Source organism: Ensifer sp. LC163 (assembly GCF_001695855.1).
Lineage (GTDB): Bacteria > Pseudomonadota > Alphaproteobacteria > Rhizobiales > Rhizobiaceae > Ensifer.
On record NZ_MBSS01000015.1, the window covers coordinates 73,636 to 91,173 of the forward strand.

16 protein-coding genes are annotated in these 17,538 nt (G+C 61.6%); 15 read left to right on the top strand and 1 reads right to left on the bottom strand.

Annotation, left to right across the window (positions count from 1 at the left end):
• Window positions 1-280: 280 nt before the first annotated feature.
• From BC360_RS15440 to BC360_RS15470, 7 genes are all read left to right on the top strand, one after another.
• Window positions 281-1,618, top strand: a complete 1,338-nt coding sequence (locus BC360_RS15440; RefSeq protein WP_065795806.1) for an ABC transporter substrate-binding protein — start codon at window positions 281-283, stop codon at window positions 1,616-1,618.
• A gap of 203 nt (window positions 1,619-1,821) precedes the next feature.
• Complete coding sequence (locus tag BC360_RS15445; RefSeq protein ID WP_065795807.1) at window positions 1,822-2,769, top strand: carbohydrate ABC transporter permease; 948 nt, start codon at window positions 1,822-1,824, stop codon at window positions 2,767-2,769.
• Complete coding sequence (locus BC360_RS15450; protein WP_065795808.1) at window positions 2,766-3,707, top strand: carbohydrate ABC transporter permease; 942 nt, start codon at window positions 2,766-2,768, stop codon at window positions 3,705-3,707. The genes BC360_RS15445 and BC360_RS15450 overlap by 4 nt, the downstream gene beginning before the upstream one ends.
• Window positions 3,704-3,892 (top strand): hypothetical protein, encoded by a 189-nt coding sequence (locus tag BC360_RS15455; RefSeq protein WP_065785886.1) that lies wholly within the window; start codon window positions 3,704-3,706, stop codon window positions 3,890-3,892. Before BC360_RS15450 ends, BC360_RS15455 begins: the two co-directional genes overlap by 4 nt.
• Window positions 3,893-3,895: 3 nt before the next feature.
• Window positions 3,896-4,993 carry an ABC transporter ATP-binding protein gene (locus tag BC360_RS15460; protein WP_065785887.1) on the top strand — a complete coding sequence of 366 codons (1,098 nt, stop codon included), beginning with the start codon at window positions 3,896-3,898 and terminating at the stop codon, window positions 4,991-4,993.
• On the top strand, window positions 4,986-5,981 hold the full coding sequence (locus BC360_RS15465) for an ABC transporter ATP-binding protein (RefSeq protein WP_065795809.1): 996 nt from the start codon (window positions 4,986-4,988) through the stop codon (window positions 5,979-5,981). The genes BC360_RS15460 and BC360_RS15465 overlap by 8 nt, the downstream gene beginning before the upstream one ends.
• Window positions 5,982-5,992: 11 nt before the next feature.
• Window positions 5,993-7,612, top strand: a complete 1,620-nt coding sequence (locus BC360_RS15470) for a dihydroxyacetone kinase subunit DhaK (RefSeq protein WP_065795810.1) — start codon at window positions 5,993-5,995, stop codon at window positions 7,610-7,612.
• 573 nt (window positions 7,613-8,185) lie between these two features.
• On the opposite strand, the gene BC360_RS15475 is transcribed toward BC360_RS15470, so the two are convergent.
• Window positions 8,186-9,118: a LysR family transcriptional regulator gene (locus tag BC360_RS15475; RefSeq protein WP_065785897.1), complete on the bottom strand. Its 933-nt coding sequence runs from the start codon at window positions 9,116-9,118 to the stop codon at window positions 8,186-8,188.
• 124 nt (window positions 9,119-9,242) lie between these two features.
• On the opposite strand from BC360_RS15475, the gene BC360_RS15480 reads away from it, so the two are divergent.
• From BC360_RS15480 to BC360_RS15515, 8 genes are all read left to right on the top strand, one after another.
• Window positions 9,243-10,289 (top strand): aromatic ring-hydroxylating dioxygenase subunit alpha, encoded by a 1,047-nt coding sequence (locus tag BC360_RS15480; protein ID WP_065785890.1) that lies wholly within the window; start codon window positions 9,243-9,245, stop codon window positions 10,287-10,289.
• A 12-nt stretch (window positions 10,290-10,301) separates the two neighbouring features.
• Window positions 10,302-11,402: an FAD-binding oxidoreductase gene (locus tag BC360_RS15485; RefSeq protein ID WP_065795811.1), complete on the top strand. Its 1,101-nt coding sequence runs from the start codon at window positions 10,302-10,304 to the stop codon at window positions 11,400-11,402.
• Between the two features lie 59 nt (window positions 11,403-11,461).
• Window positions 11,462-12,577 (top strand): histidinol-phosphate transaminase, encoded by a 1,116-nt coding sequence (gene hisC / locus BC360_RS15490; protein WP_065795812.1) that lies wholly within the window; start codon window positions 11,462-11,464, stop codon window positions 12,575-12,577.
• Between the two features lie 121 nt (window positions 12,578-12,698).
• Window positions 12,699-14,663, top strand: coding sequence for a DUF2817 domain-containing protein (locus tag BC360_RS32965; protein WP_083222574.1), 1,965 nt, complete (start codon window positions 12,699-12,701; stop codon window positions 14,661-14,663).
• 77 nt (window positions 14,664-14,740) lie between these two features.
• Window positions 14,741-15,538 carry a transporter substrate-binding domain-containing protein gene (locus BC360_RS15500; RefSeq protein WP_065795821.1) on the top strand — a complete coding sequence of 266 codons (798 nt, stop codon included), beginning with the start codon at window positions 14,741-14,743 and terminating at the stop codon, window positions 15,536-15,538.
• A gap of 103 nt (window positions 15,539-15,641) precedes the next feature.
• Window positions 15,642-16,349 (top strand): ABC transporter permease, encoded by a 708-nt coding sequence (locus BC360_RS15505; protein WP_065795813.1) that lies wholly within the window; start codon window positions 15,642-15,644, stop codon window positions 16,347-16,349.
• A 3-nt stretch (window positions 16,350-16,352) separates the two neighbouring features.
• Window positions 16,353-17,039, top strand: coding sequence for an ABC transporter permease (locus BC360_RS15510; protein ID WP_065785894.1), 687 nt, complete (start codon window positions 16,353-16,355; stop codon window positions 17,037-17,039).
• A 49-nt stretch (window positions 17,040-17,088) separates the two neighbouring features.
• Window positions 17,089-17,538: alcohol dehydrogenase catalytic domain-containing protein (locus BC360_RS15515; RefSeq protein WP_153045835.1), on the top strand; the 450-nt coding region annotated here is incomplete at its 3' end.

Genomic DNA, 17,538 nt, shown 5'->3' on the forward strand with positions numbered 1-17,538 from the left:
TCACCATCCCCCTGCTGTCGCCACCGCCTCTTCTCCAACAGCGCAAGCAAAAATGCAAGAAATTGAAGTGCGCACCTCAAAAAAACCTTGCGCTGAGGTGCGCACCTCAATTATATGGCTGACAACACGGTGACAAAGCCGGCCCAATGGCGAAAGTCCCGATGTTGGAGGAGGAGGCGCGCGCCCGAAAAGGCAGACTCTTTGCGCCTATTGTTGCTCATCGAGAGCGTAAGGCACGTGCCGATGGAGGTCGGGCTGCCGCACGGGAGGAGATTGTTTCATGACGCATTGCTATTTCAAATCGGTACTGGGGGCGGGCGTTGCCACTGCGCTGTTAACCCTCGGAGCGACGACGTCAGCGCAAGCAGAAGACCTGACTTTGTGCTGGGCATCCTGGGATCCGGCCAATGCGCTCGTCGCGCTCAGCAAGGATTTCGAAGCCAAGTCCGGCCATAAGATGAGCTTCGAATTCGTGCCCTGGCCCAACTTTGCTGACCGTATGCTCAACGAGCTGAATTCCGGCGGCAAGCTATGCGACCTGATGATCGGTGACAGCCAATGGATCGGCGGCGCAGCGGAAAACGGCCAATACGTTAAGCTCAATGACTTCTTTGACAAGGAAGGCATCAAGATGAGCGATTTCATTCCGGCAACCGTGACAGGCTATGCCGAATGGCCGAAGGGTACGCCGAACTACTGGGCGCTCCCTGCATTCGGCGACGTCGTCGGCTGGAGCTACCGCAAGGACTGGTTCTCGCGCCCCGAACTGCAGACCGAATTCAAGACGAAATACGGCCGCGATCTGACCGTCCCGAGGACGCTTGCGGAACTCAAGGATATTGCCGGATTTTTCCAGGATCGCGAGATCGACGGCAACAAGGTTTACGGCGCTGCGATCTATACCGAACGCGGGTCCGAAGGCATCACAATGGGCGCCATGGACGTGCTCTACAGCTACGGCTTCGAATACCAGAATCCGGCCAAGCCCTATGAGCTCGAAGGATATGTCAATTCAGACAAGTCCGTGAAAGGTCTGGAATTCTACAAGGAACTTTACAATTGCTGCGCTCCTCCCGGATCGTCCGACGCTTACATGTCCGAGAACATCGACGCTTATAAGTCCGGCCAGGTTGCCCTGCAGATGAACTTCGCGTTCACCTGGCCCGGCATCAATGCCGACCCCAAGGTCGGTGGCGACAAGTCTGGTTATTTCGCCAATCCGGCCGGCCCGGGCGGCGCGCAGTTTGCACAGCTGGGCGGCCAGGGTATTTCCGTGGTCGCAGCATCCGACAAGCAGGATGCTGCCCTTGAATATATCAAATGGTTTGCTCAACCCGATATCCAGGCCAAATGGTGGCAGCTGGGTGGCTACTCCGCATTGCGCGCGGTCGTTGAAGACCCCGGCTTTGCCAAGAGCCAGCCTTATGCGCAGACCTTTCTCGATTCCATGGCAATCGTGAAGGACTTCTGGGCGGAGCCGTCCTACGCCTCGCTTCTGCAAGCCTCGCAAAAACGCTTCCACAACTACGTCGTCGCCGGTCAGGGCACGGCCAAGGAAGCGCTTGACGGCCTGGTTGCCGATTGGACCGAGATCTTCGATGACGAAGGCAAATACTAGAGCGTTTCCGGTTTAAACGGAGTCGCAGAAACGCTCTATCTCCTTGTTTCTACGCATTTCCAGACGGAAAACCGCTTCGCACTTTTCCTGGAAATGCTCTAGACACTGACCGCGTACCTCCCTGCGGTTTCAGGTGTCGGTGCGGGACCGGCTCTCTTTGGCCGGTCCCGCGAACCAATCTGCTTATGATTTAGGGGACCACCATGCTCGATTCATCGATCGAACGGGCGGCACGCGCAACGCCGCCTGTCGTTGCCAAACGCATTCAAGGACTCTCGGATCGGGCCATTGCCTGGCTTTTTGTCGCGCCGTCGATCTTCCTGCTGCTCGCCGTCAACATCTTTCCGTTGATATGGACAATCCGGCTGAGTTTTACCAATTTCCGGGTCAACCGACCGAACGCCGAGGTCGGCTTCGTCGGGCTCAAGAATTACATCAATATCCTGACAGACGCGGATATCTGGCAGACGATGCAGGCAACGGCCCATTTCCTGATCTGGACGATCGTCCTCCAGGTTCTGATCGGCTTCACGCTGGCCTATCTGATCAACAAGAAATTTCGCGGCAACGACATGTGGACGACGATCATCGTGCTACCGATGATGCTCAGCCCGGCGGTTGTCGGCAACTTCTGGACATTTCTCTATCAGCCGCAGATCGGCCTGTTCAATTACGCGGTGGGTTTCCTCACCGGAACCGACCCCTCCGCCTTTTCGATGATTGGCGACGTGTCGCTGGCACCGTGGGCCATTGTAATCGTCGATACCTGGATGTGGACGCCTTTCGTCATGCTGATTTGCCTGGCGGGGCTACGGTCCATCCCCGGCAGCATCTATGAAGCGGCGGAATGCGACCGCGCCAGCAAATGGCGGCAGTTCTGGACAATCACAATTCCGATGGTCCTTCCGTTTCTGATGCTGGCGATCCTTTTCCGCGGCATCGAAAACTTCAAGATGTTCGACCTCGTGGTGCAACTGACCGGCGGTGGCCCCGGATCGACCACCGAACTGACATCCATCAACCTGAAACGCGAAGCCTTCGAAAAATGGCGCACGGGTTATGCGTCCGCCTACGCGGTCATCCTCTTCGTGACCGTCTTCGGCCTCGCATCGATCTACGTCAAAGCTCTGAACAAGGTGAAACAGAGATGAGCAGCTACTCCGTAACGGAACCTTCGGGTCGCCAGAAATTGTTCGCGGGAACGCTTGTGATCCTTTACGCCCTGATCACGATCCTGCCGCTTCTGTGGATCATCGGAACAAGCTTCAAGTCACCGTCCGACGCCATCGCCTATCCGCCCAAAACGTTCTTTTCTCCAACCCTTGAAGGGTACGTGAACCTCTTCACCACCCGCACGCGGGCAACGGAAGAGGATGTGAAAGCCCTTGGGGAACCGACGACCTGGTACGACCGCATCGTGCGCAAGGATGGCTTTGTCATCGCCGGCCCGTCGCGCTTCATGGAACGTTTCTCCAATTCGATGATCATTGGCTTCGGTTCGACCGTGCTGTGCATTGTCCTGGGCACTGCGGCGGCCTATGCCTTCTCCCGCTTCAAGGTGCCGCTCAAGGATGACCTGCTATTCTTTATCCTGTCGACGCGCATGATGCCGCCGATCGCCGTGGCGATCCCGATCTTCCTGATGTTCCGCTCGCTTGGCCTCAACGACACCCATCTCGGCATGATCCTGCTTTATACGGCGGTCAACCTGTCGCTGGCGGTCTGGCTGCTTAAGGGTTTCATCGACGAAATCCCGATCGAATACGAGGAAGCGGCGCTGATCGATGGGTACACCCGGTTTCAGGCTTTCTACAAGGTCGTCCTTCCGCAAGCCATGACCGGCATTGCCTCAACAGCGATCTTCTGTCTGATCTTTGCCTGGAACGAATATGCCTTTGCCGTTCTCTTGACCTCTGGCACAGCCCAGACGGCCCCACCCTTCATTCCCACGATCATCGGCGTCGGCGGCCAGGACTGGCCGGCCGTGGCCGCGGGTGCAACATTGTTCCTCGTACCCGTCATGATTTTCACGATTGTCCTTCGCAAGCACCTGCTGCGTGGCATCACATTTGGAGCTGTTCGCAAATGACCTATTTTATCAAAGGGTTGCGCGGGTTCCGGCGCGGCGCATGGGAAATGGTCGCATCGATCCTCATTGCGCTCGGAGTGTTCATGCTGATGCAACCGTTCGTGCTGTCGATGTTTTCCTACTCGTTCATCGTGACCCTGGTGGGCACGGTCATGTTCATCATCGTCAGCCACTTTCCGGAGTAACCCATGGCACAGATCAGAATTGAGAATGTGCGCAAGGAGTTCGGAGCATTCACAGCTGTCCAATCCTCCTCGTTCACGGTCGAAGACGGCGAGTTCTTCATGCTGCTTGGGCCGTCGGGTTGCGGCAAGACGACAACATTGCGAATGATGGCCGGCCTCGAACTGCCGACCAGCGGTGAAATCTACATCGATGGCGAGGAAGTCGGCATGAAGCCGGCAAGCCAGCGCGACATCGCCTTCGTCTTCCAGATGTTCGCACTCTATCCGCATATGAATGTGCGCAAGAACATTTCCTATCCTCTGCTGAGCCAGGGCATGCCGCGGGCCGAGGTCAAGGCACGCGTGGAAGATGTGGCCCGCATTCTCAAGATCGAGACAATCCTTGATCGCCCGGTCGGCGGACTGTCAGGCGGCGACCGCCAGCGTGTCGCCCTCGGCCGCGCCATCGTGCGCCGTCCGAAGGCTTTCTTCATGGACGAACCCCTTGGCGCGCTCGACGCCGAATTTCGCGAGCATATGGCCGAGGAACTGCGTGCACTTCACGACCGCATCGGCGCGACCACCGTCTACGTCACCCACGACCAGCTGGAAGCCATGCAGATGGGCGACAAGATCGTGGTGATGAATCATGGCGTCGTCGAGCAGTTCGGCAAGCCGCAGGAAATCTATGACTGGCCGGCGACCAAATTCGTCGCAAAGTTCATCGGTTCCCCGGCCATGAACTTCTTCGATTTCGATGGCATGATCGATGCCGGCGACACTGTCATCGAGCTTTCGGGAAAGAAGGTCAACGTTCCTTCGTCTCGGCAAGGAGCCAAGGGCAACCTGACAATGGGGGTGAGGCCCGAACATATCGGCTTTTCCGATGCGTCTGAGTATCGCGGCAGAGTGCTTGCCACCGAATATCTCGGCACCACGCAGATCATCACGCTGGCGACACCGAACGGCGAGGTCAAGGCGCGTGCATCCTCGAGGCAGGCCGTCAGAGCCGGCGAGACCATCGGCCTCGAATTCAATCCCGGCACCCTGACGATATTCGAGGGCGAGAATGGGCGGGCGCTTCTGTCCGAAGCCAATGAGGGAGTATTGCGTCATGGCTGACGTCGTTCTTGAAAACGTGACGAAGACGTTTGGCAATCATACAGCGCTCGACAACGTCTCGCTGACGATACCGGACGGTTCCTTCGTCGTTCTCCTCGGGCCGACGGGAGCCGGAAAAACCACGACGCTGCGCATGGTGTCCGGCCTCGATCGCCCCGATAGCGGCAACATTTATTTCGGCGGCCGCTCAGTCGAGGGGCATACACCGGCGCAGCGGAATGTCGCCATGGTGTTTCAGCAATATTCGCTCTATCCGCATCTGACGGTGCGGCAGAACCTCGAATTCCCGTTGAAATCGCCCCTACTGAAGACGCCACGGGAGGCGATTGACCGCAAGGTCAATGCGATCGCCGAGGTCCTGCAGATTTCCCACAAACTCGACAACAAGGCGACGGCGCTGTCCGGCGGCGAGATGCAGCGTGTCTCGATTGGGCGTGCGCTGGTGCGCACGCCGCAGATCTATCTGATGGACGAGCCCTTGAGCTCGCTTGACGCCAAGCTCAGGGCCGACCTGCGCATCGAGCTGAAGAACATCCAGGCCAAATCCGGCGCCACGCTGCTTTATGTCACCCACGACCAGATCGAGGCGATGACAATGGCAACGCATATCGGTGTGCTTCACGAGGGCCGGCTGGTGCAGTTCGGCTCTCCGCGTGAGGTCTATGAGCATCCGGTGAGCATCTATGCGGCAACAAAGCTCGGCCAGCCCCGCATCAACATTATTCCCGCCGACACGTTTCCGGGCGCACCATCCAGGGCCGTGCACATCGGCTTGCGGCCGGAGCATATTACCCAGGGCAGCGGCCAGGAAGCGCTGGTCAGGCGGGTCGAGCATCTCGGCGACCAGACCCGCCTTCACCTGTCCTTCCGGAAGAACGATCTCATCACCGTCACCGACGCCCATACCAGGCTGAAAAGTGGCGATACCGTGAAAATTCAGCCCGACAAGCCGCTCTACTTCGACGCGGCCGGCATGCGCTTAGCTTAGAGGAAAAATACATGGGACAGTTCATTAACAAGAGGGAAGACGTCGTCACCGAGGCGATCGACGGCCTGCTGGCCATGAGCGGCGGTTCGCTGGCGCGTCTGGACGGCTATCCGCATATTCGCGTGGTTCTACGCAACGACTGGGATAAGTCCAAGGTGGCGCTGGTGTCCGGCGGCGGGGCGGGGCACGAGCCAGCCCACGCCGGTTTCGTGGGGGCGGGCATGCTGACCGCGGCCGTTTGTGGTGACGTCTTTGCTTCACCGAGCGTCGATGCGGTGCTTGCCGGCATTCTCGCAGTCACGGGCCCTGCCGGCTGCCTGCTGATCGTCAAGAACTATACCGGCGACCGGCTGAACTTCGGCCTTGCCGCCGAACGCGCCCGTGCCTTCGGCCTCAATGTCAGCATGGTCATCGTCGGCGATGACGTGGCATTGCCCGAATTGCCACAGGCGCGCGGCGTTGCCGGCACTCTCTTCGTTCACAAGATTGCAGGAGCGTTGGCCGAGGCCGGTACGGATCTTGAAACGGTGACGGCTGCTGCCCGGCGCGTTTCGGCCGGGTCGAAGAGCATCGGCATGTCGCTCGATACATGCACGGTTCCCGGATCGCCGAAGGAGGACCGCATTCCGGCCGGCATGGCCGAACTCGGGCTCGGTATCCACGGCGAGGCAGGCGTCGAACAAGTCGAATTCATCGATGCCAGAACGGCCATGGAGGCGGTCGCGAGCAAGCTCGCCGCTGCCATGGAGGACAGGCCACATGTGGCGCTCATCAACAATCTCGGCGGCACCTCCAGCCTGGAAATGTCGGTTTTGGCGCACGAACTTGTCGCGTCTTCGATCGGTGCGCGGATTTCGCATGTGGTCGGTCCCGCGCCGATGATGACATCCCTCGACATGCGCGGCTTTTCGGTTTCCGTCTATCCCGCCGACGAAGCCGATCTCAAGGCGCTCGGCACACCGGTTCCCATGGCGGCATGGCCCGGCCTGTCGGCTGTCAAGCCGGTCATCGTCAGCATGCTGCCCGACGGGTTGACGCCCATTGCCCCCCTGTCGTCCAACCACAGGGAGACGCGCGAGTTCATCATCGATTGCTGCCGGGTCCTGATTGCAGCCGAGCAGGACCTGAACGCACTGGATGCCAAGTCGGGCGATGGCGATACCGGTTCGACACTGGCTGGCGCCGCCCGCGCCCTGATCAATGCGATCGACCGACTGCCGCTGTCCGACCACACCCAGCTTTACCGCGCGATCGGCCAGGAACTCAGCCAGACGATGGGAGGATCGTCGGGGGTGCTGCTGGCGATCTTCTTCGCCGCGGCCGGCGACGCGGCGTCGAGCGGCCTTCCCATGCGGGATGCGCTGAAGGCAGGACTTGCCCGGATGCAGGAAATCGGTGGCGCCCGGCTCGGCGACCGAACCATGGTGGACGCGCTTTCCCCTGCTCTCGACGCGCTCAGCGACGGGGTCCGTTCGGCCGCCCTGGCTGCGCGGGAAGGAGCAAACCTGACGGCAACGCTACTCAAGGCCAGGGCCGGTCGCGCCGCCTACATCAACGCGCGACAACTGGAGGGCCATGTCGATCCGGGTGCGGAGGCCGTCGCCCGGCTGTTCGAGCATCTGGCGGCGTGATGCTTGAGCGCATCTGCGTTGCAGGTTGCGCTCGCCCAGATCCATGCCGAGGCGGTCATCGCATCGCCTCGGCATGCGAGATATCGCCGTTGGTGGCAACCAATCCCGTGTCGGCGGCGTGCCGAGAGACGATTGCCGGAAAGAGTGACCACCCCCCTCACCTTCCCGGCCTAACGAGCGACCTCGCGATATCGATGATGTCATCCTATGGATTACTGCATAATTCCTTAAATCGGAATCGATTTAAGGACAAAATTATGCAGCAACTCAAAGTGTTACAGCGACCTTGGCGCGTCTAAATAGACGCGCGGCGCTGTAATGCCGCTCCAGGTCGTGACCATGAGTTATGGACACTCGGACGCGCAGAGCCTGGAATCTCCGGCACATACGATCTTCGAAGGAGATCTTCAGCCAGCACCTGTTGACTATGGAGCGTCAAAGCATGCAGGTTTCTAGCGATCATTGCATTCGATCTGGAGCCACCACCATGGAGCCGACATGCCAACCGCGGACAGCCTCGTCGTTCGGCGGCCAAAAGCCGCCGCGTCAGAGCGGCCGTGCCAATACCGCACCTCAGGTGGCTAAGCCTGTGGGCGGAGCGGAGAGCAGCTCCTGTTGTCTCGCTACCCCGATTAGCCATTTGTGAAACTTCTGCCCGAACGGTTTTTCGAGAGCAGCCCGATCCCAGGCCAGATAATAGCTTTCGGGTAGTTTCATGCGAATGTCGAAGGGCACAACCAGGCTTCCAGAGGCGATCTCATCCTTGATCATGGAGACTTGCGCAAGAACGAATCCCCTGCCGTTCACGGCCGCGTCGATCGCACTGCTCGACAAGGTGAAGGAGAGGCCGGAGAACTTCTGGCGGCCATCGGCGTGCACCAGCGCCGCCCAGTCATTCCATTGCGGCGAAGCCTTGTAGTCCGCCTCCCATTCCACATGGAGGAGCGGAAATGTCAGGATATCGCGCGGCGTTTCAAGGCTACGTCCGGCGATCAGCATCGGCGAGCAGGCCGGTACGATCCAGTCCGTGAACAGAGTTGCCACGTGCTCATGCACATAGGAGCGCCGGCCGTAGGTAATACGGAAATCCACTTGCTCGGCACCGATGCGAGGCTCCTGCTCCTGCCCGAGAATGCGGACACTCGATTCCGGACAGAGCGTTTGCCAGTCGAAGATCTTGCGATTGACCCACTTGTTGGCGACCGACGTCAGCGCGCTGAGAACGATCCCGGTCTCGTTGCGCGCGCGGGTGAGAACGTTGGCAGCATGGGAGAGCTGCTGGAAGCCTTTCGCGACTTCCCGATAGTACAACCGGCCCCAGGAAGATAGCTCCACACGCCGCCCGCGTCTCTCCAATAGCGTCAGGCCGAGACAGTGCTCCAGGTTTCGTACCAACTGGCTCACCGCGCCGGGCGAGACACCGAGGTCCTCCGCCGCAGCGCTGACAGTGCCACATCGTCCGATCGCCTCAAAGGCCTGCAAGCCGCGCAAGGACGGGTTCGGCATCGTAAAGCACTCCTTCAGCCAGTCGCTCCAATTTAGAAAATCTAAAAAAGAACGCAGGAGCTGGCAACTTGTTGGCACAAAAAAAACGACGGACATTCGCTTAACAAAACGCAAGGAGAGCGAAATGTTTCTCAAGAATGCCTGGTACGTCGCAGCCTGGGATCACGAGGTCGGCCGCGAGCTGAAACCCGTCACGATCCTCGGCGAAAACATCGTTCTTTACCGCAAGCGGGACGGCCAGGCCGCCGCGCTCGAGGATGCCTGTCCCCATCGGAAGCTGCCGCTCTCCATGGGCCGCATCAAGGGTGACGACGTGGAATGCGGCTATCACGGCCTGACCTTCGATTGTTCGGGCATCTGCACGCGGGTTCCGGGCGCCGAGCGCATTCCCCATGTCGCCAAGGTGCGTTCCTACCCAGTCCACGAGCGCTACGGCCTGCTCTGGATCTGGATGGGCGATGCCGAGAAGGCGGACCCGAAGGAAATCTTCGAAGTCGAATATTTCGGCAATCCCGCCTGGGGAATCAATCGCGGCGAGTCCATGACGCTCAACTGCAATTACCTCTACATGACGGACAACCTGCTCGACCCGTCCCATGTCGCCTGGGTCCATCAGTCGTCCTTCGCGAGCTCGGCCTGTGAGGAAACGCCGCTCGAGACGACCGTGAAGGACGACGGCGTCACCGTCTGGCGCTGGATGATCGATTCCGAACCGGCCCCGTTCTACGCGCCCTTCCTGCAATTCGAGGGTAACACCGACCGCAAGCAGCACTACGAGGTGCGCTATCCGAGCAACGCGATCATTAAGGCCATCTTCGCGCCGGCCCACACCGGCGGGGAAGGCCGCGCGCTGCCAGAAAACACCTTCCTCATGGACAGCTACAACTTCATGACGCCGGTCGATGAAAACCGGACCAAATACTATTGGTTCCAGATGCGCAACTTCGCGCCTGACGACGCCAAGGTTTCCGAGAGTTTCGCAAAATCCGTACGGGGCGCCTTCGAGGAGGATCGCGTCGTGCTGGAGGCGGTCCATCACGGAATGGCCAACATGCAGACGTCGAACCTCGACCTGAAGATCGACGTCGGCCCGATGCGCTTTCGCCGCAAGCTGGCCCAGCTGATTGCCGCCGAGGCGAAAGCCGACACGGCCAGCGAAGCGGCTGAATAAGGACCAATTCGGATGCTCGATGCCGCGGCCTCGCGCTTCCGCCCCTTCGAAGTCGTCTCGAAGGTGCGCGAAAGCGCCACCATCACCTCTTTCCGCCTTGCCCCTCTCGAACGCCAGCACTGGCGGCCGTTCGAGGCGGGACAGTTCCTCACGATGCGCGTTCCCGACCGCAAGGGTGGCCATGTCCTGCGCAACTACACGGTCTCCTCGTCCCCGCGCGAGGAAGGCACGTATCGGATCACCGTGAAGCGTGAAGCCGCACCATCGCAGGATGTTCCGGAAGGCCTGAGCTCCTGCTGGCTGCATGACGAGATCGAGCCGGGTGCCGTCATCGAGATCGACCCGCCGCGCGGCGCCTTCAAGCTCGACGGCGCGAGTTCGAGGCCTGTCGTGCTTCTTTCCGGCGGCGTCGGGCTGACGCCGACAGTCTCGATGCTGGATGCGCTGGCAAGGGCAAGCGACCGCCCCGTCTGGTTCATCCATGCCTGCGACAGCGCGGCCGTCCATGCGTTGCGAGAGGAAGTCGAGCATCTCGCCGCCCTGCGGCCCGGCATCGCCGTACACTTCTGCTACCGTTTCGCCGAGAGCGGCGATCTCGAGGTTGCCCGGTGCCACTCGACGGGCTTCCTGACGCGCACCACGCTCCAGAGCCTTCTGCCGCTCGACGACTACGACATCTACATGTGCGGGCCGCCACCGTTCATGCAGGCCCTCTACGGCATTCTGACCGGCCTCGGAGTGCGGAAGGAACGCATCGCCTACGAATTCTTCGGGCCGGCAAGCCTGTTGTCGGAGGCCGGGCAGACGGCAGCGCGACCCGCAGCGCCGCGCGCCGCCGAGCCCACCACCGAAGGGGATGGCCCCCGCATCGTTCTCCAGAAGTCGGGGCGCAGCCTTGCCTGGGATGGGACGAGCGAATCCATCCTTGCCTTCCTGGAGGCACAGGGCATCGAGCCCGAATTCTCCTGCCGGGCGGGGGTTTGTGGGACCTGCGAACAGGGTCTCGTCTCAGGCGAGGTCGATTATTTCGAGGAGCCGCTCGACGCGATGCCGGACGACCGGGTGCTGTTGTGTTGCACCAGGCCGAAATCCTCGATCGTGCTCGATCTCTGACCGCTCAGAACAAGAGGCTGCGGCCTGAACCAGGGTGTCCAATCCCCGAAGGAGGATCCGTGACGAAACCGTTTCATACCGAAATCCCGCTCAATCCGCATGTGGCCGGCCTGCCGCCGTACAATGCCGGCATGAACATCACCGCCGCACAAAAACACAGCGGTCGGCAGGACATCGCGGCCCTTGCCAGCAATGAAAACCCGGATGGCTGTTCGCCGGATGTCGCCGCGGCGCTCGCCAACCTCAATCCGTCGCGCTATTCCGACCCGGCCTGTACGGTGCTGCGGGCGGCGCTCAGCCATAAGCTCGGCGTCCCCGCTGAACGCATCGTGGCCGGTAACGGCTCGGAGGAGATGATCGCCGCGGTCTGTCGCGCCGTGCTGCGTCCCGGTGCCCTCGCGGCGACGGTCTGTCCCGGCTTCGGGCTGCACGAGATCGAGGCGCTGGCCAATGGCGCCAGGGTCGAGAAGGTCGCCATGCGGACAGATCTGGACTTCGACATACCGGCGATCGTCGCCATGCTCGCCCGGGCGCCGGCGATTTTCTTCCTCTCCTCCCCCTCTAATCCGGTTGGTCCGGCGCTCGACCGCGAGAGCCTCGAGCGCATTGTCGCGGCGGTCACGCCGCAGACGCTTCTCGTTCTGGACGAGGCCTATTTCGAGTTCACGGACGAAGACATGCCCGACGGCCTTGCCGCGCTCTCGGCCACGGACCTGTCCTGGGTGGTGCTGCGAACCTTTTCCAAGGCCTATGGCCTTGCAGGCCTGCGCGTCGGCTACGCCGTGATGTCCGATGCGCGGCTGGCGCGCGCCGTGACCGCCGCCAAGACGCCCTTCAACGTCAATGCCGCCGCGCAGGTCGCCGCCGTCGCAGCGCTGGAGGACGAGGCATGGATGCGCTCTTCGGTTGCCGCATTGAAACGCGAGCGGGCACGTGTGGCCGAGGCCGTTGCCGCCATGGGGCTTTCGGCGGCCCGATCGCAGACGAACTTCCTGTTCATCGACGTGGGCTGGGACAGCCAGGCGGCACTGGATCACTTTCTGTCGAAAGGGATCATCGTCAAACCGTGGAAAGAGGAGGGTTACGAGACCTTCATTCGCGTAACGATCGGCACCCCCTCGGAAAACGACCGCTTTCTCGACGCGCTTCGCGCCCTCGCCGAGCGTGAGGGATGAGGAGACGCCTGCGACGTCCTCTCCAATCCAACACGGAACAAGGGGTCGGACCACGACCCCACGGGAACGAACAATGAGCGCAAACGCACGTCTGCACAAAGCAAACCGGGAGCCCCCTCGCATGTCCCCTTCAACGCCATCCGGTCTTTTCGCCGGTGACTTTTCCGCCCTGCGCGCCCGGTTTCTCGCCGCCGCGCGCACCGCTGGGGCCAGCCTGGTCGAATACCTGCATCCGCTGCACGGACCGAACGGCGAGCGTCTGGCGACGGACGTCGCCTATCTCGGCCGCAACGATGCCGAAAAGCTCGTGATGCTGATTTCCGGCACGCATGGCGTCGAAGGCCCCTTCGGCTCGGCCTGCCAGACCGCCTGGTTTTCGCAGAATTCCCCCTGGCAGCTTCCCGACGATACCGCCGTTCTGGCGATCCACCTCATCAACCCCTGGGGAACGGCCTGGACGCGCCGGGTGAACGAAGACAACGTCGACCTCAACCGCAATTTCATCGACTGGCAGAAGGGCCCGCCGAAGAACGAACGGTATGCCGCGCTGCACGGCGCGCTCGTCTGTCGCGCCTGGGAAGGCCCGGAGCGCGATGCGACCGCTGAGGCCTACGACGCCGCGAAGCGGCGGCTCGGCGGCTATTCCGGCATCGCCCCCATCGTGGAGGCCGGCCAGTACGACTTTCCGGACGGCCTCTTCTATGGCGGCGACGGTCCAGTCTGGTCCAACCGCATCCTCATCGAGATCCTGTCGACATTCGCGCAACAGGCGACTGAGGTCGTCGTCTTCGACCTGCACACGGGCGCAGGCCCCTACGGTTATCCTGCTCTCCTCTCCGTCGCCAAGAGCGAGCACGACGGTTTGGATTGGGGGCGGCGCATCTTCGGCCCCGCGCTTTCGGTCGTCGTCACCGGCGAGAATGCGACGACAGATACCGGCATCGCCGCAACGGCCACCGGCTATGTCTCGGCCGCGGTGCGAGACGCGCTGCCGAAGGCGCGCGTCCTGCCGTTGGTGGTCGAATGCGGAACCCTCGACGGTGCCACCGTCTCGGATGCGGTCCAGGCGGACAACTGGCTTCACCTGTTCGGCAAGATCGATACGCCGCTCGGCGGCAGGATCAAGAAGACCTTGCGCGCCGCCTTCATTCCCGAGGACACGGACTGGCAGCGCACCTGTCTGGCGGCCTCGCTTCGCCACTTCGACCGCGCCTTTGCCGACCTCAAAGCCGTCGGCGGCGCGGGTGTCGAAAAATCCGTTCCTGCCGCAGCGGCCGTTACCGTCGTCGCGCATCCGGAGGCTGCCGGTCCAAGACTTGACGAAAAGCCGGCGATCGAGGTGCACGACATCCACAAGCGCTTCGGCCCCCTCCCCGTGCTCAACGGCGTCAGCATCTCCGCGCAACCTGGCGAGGTCGTCTCGATGATCGGTTCCTCCGGTTCGGGAAAGAGCACCTTCCTGCGCTGCATCAATCTGCTCGAACAGCCGAACGACGGGCGCATCGTTATCGATGGCGAAGAAATCCGCCTGAAGAAAACGCCGGACGGCAGCGCCGCGCCGGCCGACATGCGGCAGGTCGAGCGCATCCGCTCGCGCGTCGGCATGGTGTTCCAGAACTTCAATCTCTGGCCGCACATGACGGTTCTCGAAAACATCATCGAGGCGCCGCTGCATGTCCTGAAGGAGGAGCGGCGGGCGGCTGTCGACCATGCCCATGCGCTCCTGAAGAAAGTCGGCCTCTCCGACAAGCACGCCCAGTATCCCGGCCAGCTGTCGGGCGGCCAGCAGCAGCGCGCCGCCATCGCCCGAACGCTCGCCATGCGCCCCAAGCTCATCCTCCTCGACGAGCCGACCTCCGCGCTAGATCCCGAACTTGTCGGCGAGGTGCTGCGCGTGATCCGGCAACTGGCCGAAGACGGAAATACGATGATCCTCGTGACGCACGAAATGCAGTTCGCGCGCGAGGTCTCGCACAAGATCCTCTTCCTCCACCAGGGAAAGGTGGAGGAGGAGGGTGCCCCGGCGGATGTCTTCACCAACCCGCGCTCCGAACGCATGCGCCAGTTCCTGGCCCGTACGCTCTGACATCCCGCCGCCATCACCCGTCCGGGGATCTCTCCGGACGAGAGCCAACAAGAATGCTCAACATGGGGAACCAAAACATGAAGCTGAAAAGTCTGTTGCTCGCCACGTTCTTCGCCGCCGGCCTCACCGCGGCCCAGGCCGCTGAGGGCGAATTGTCGATCGGGACGGAGGGCGAGTATCCGCCATGGAGCATGGCAGACTCCGCCGGTAACGTGACGGGTTTCGACGCCGATGTCGGGAACCTGCTCTGCGCCAAGCTGGAGATGAAGTGCCATTTCGTCGTGCAGGCCTTCGACGGCCTCATTCCGGCGCTCAAAGCCAAACGTTTCGACATCATCATTTCCGGCATGTCGATCACGGCTGAACGCAAGAAGCAGATCAACTTCTCGGTCGGCTATGCGGAGCTCGCAAACATGTTCGTGGTGAAGAAGGATTCCGATCTTGTCGGCATCAAGGACATCGAGACGCTGCTGAAATCACTCGACGGCCGCACGGTCGGCGTCCAGGCCGGCACGACCCATGCCCATTTCGTCGAAAAGCGCGCCTCCTCCGCCGCCCTGAAGACCTACGACACGCTCGATCAGATGCAGATCGATCTCGCCAGCGGCCGTGTCGAGGCCGCCTTCGCCGATGCCTCCGCCCTTCAGGATTTCCTGGCGCGCCCGGATGGCAAGGACTTCCAGTTCGTCGATGTGAAGGTGCTTAGCACTTTCGATCCGACGCTTGGCGAAGGCATCGGCGTCGGCATTTCGCAGGAGAATACCGAGTTGAAGGCCCGCATCGACAAGGCGCTCTGCGAACTGGTCGCTGACGGCTCGATCGGCAAGGCGAGCCAGACCTGGTTCAAGACGGACATCTCCCGTCCCTGCCAGTAATACCAACACGACGTCTCCCGGGTGAGGAAAGGCCGTCAGGCCGGCCTCTTCTTCCGGGGGACGCAGCATCCGACAGGACAATAGACAGGTTTGGGCTGGTTCGATGGAACTTGGATTATGGCAGGTATGGGAAGGCGGCTGGATCACCGCAATCCTGCGCGGCGCGGCGATCACCATCGCCCTCGGGGTCGCGAGCATGGCCTTCGGCATCGTCATCGGCGTCGCCTGCGGCCTGATCAAGTGGGCACGACTTTTCCCGCTGACGCTTATCGTGGATGTCTACACGTCGATCGTGCGCGGCGTGCCGGAACTTCTGATCATCTACCTCCTCTTTTTTTCCTCTGTGGAATTCGTCGCCCGGATCGCCGCGGCGTTTGGCTACGAGGGACTGGCTGGCAACGGCTACGCCTTCACCATCGCAGTCGTTGCGATCGCAGCCATATCGGGCGCCTATTCGACCGAGGTCGTGCGAGGGGCTCTGGCTGCCATTCCGGGCGGACATATCGAGGCGGCGCGGGCGCTTGGGATTCCAGGCAGGCGCATCTTCCGCCGCATTATCGCCCCGCAGATGCTGCGGATCGCGGTGCCCGGCATGAACAATGTCTGGCAGACCACGATCAAGGACACCGCGCTTGTCTCCGTGGTCGGCTTGCAGGAACTGATGCGCGCCGCCTTCGTCGGGGCGGGTTCGACCCGCCATCCCTTCATCTTTTATCTCATCGCCGCTGTCGTCTACCTCACGATCACGCTGGTCAGCCAGGGTGGATTCGACTGGATCGAACGCCTTTTGCGTTCCCGTACGAGGAAATAGGCCATGGACTTCGAACTCGTTCGCCTCGCAGTTCCGACCCTCGCCAAGGGACTGTGGCTCACCGCCGTCCTGACGGTTGCCTCGATCGCCATCGGCTTCAATCTCGGTCTGGCGCTCGCGGTCATGCGCCTGTCGAAAAACACGGCTCTGAGCGGTTTTGCCAAAGGCTACAGCACCGTCTTCCGCGGCACGCCGCTGCTGGTCCAGCTCTTTCTCTTCTATTATGGCCTCGGCCAGCTTTCCTTCGTGCGGGACAACCCCATACTCTGGTGGATCGTCGGCGATGGCGCCCATTGCGCGGTCATGGCGCTGGCACTCAACACGGCGGCCTATACGTCGGAAATCCTGCGCGGCGGCCTCATGTCCATTCCGGGAGGGCTCGTCGAAGCTGCTCAGGCCTGCGGCATGTCGCGGCTCCTGTGCTTTCGCCGGATCACGTTTCCCCTTGCCATCAGGCAAGCGCTGCCGGCCTACGGCAACGAGCTTGTGCTCGTCGTCAAGGGAACGAGCCTCGCTTCCACCATCACCGTCCTGGAAATCACCGGCCATGCAAAGCGGCTGATGAGCCAGACCTATGCAATCCTCGAAATATTCGCCATCGCCGGTGTGCTCTATCTGCTGATCAATCTGGCGCTGATCACGCTCGTACGGCTCCTGGAAGCCCGTCTTACGCGCTACCTGCCCCGATAGGCCTACCGCCTGAAACGGCCGGAAACTTTGAAAGGAAAGAGAAATGCCCATGGATGTACGCGCCGCCGTTGCCGTTCAGGCCGGCAAGCCGCTGGAAGTGATGACCGTTCAGCTCGAAGGCCCGCGGGCCGGCGAGGTGCTGATCGAGGTCAAGGCGACCGGCATCTGCCACACCGACGATTTCACGCTGTCGGGCGCCGACCCCGAAGGTCTGTTCCCGGCGATCCTCGGCCATGAGGGCGCCGGCGTCGTCGTCGATGTCGGCCAGGGTGTGACCTCGGTCAAGAAGGGCGACCACGTCATCCCGCTCTATACGCCCGAATGCCGCGCCTGCCCGTCGTGCCTGTCGCGCAAGACCAACCTGTGCACGGCGATCCGTTCGACCCAGGGCCAGGGGCTGATGCCGGACGGCACCTCGCGCTTTTCGATCGGCAAGGACAAGATCCATCACTACATGGGCTGCTCCACCTTCGCCAACTACACCGTGCTGCCGGAGATC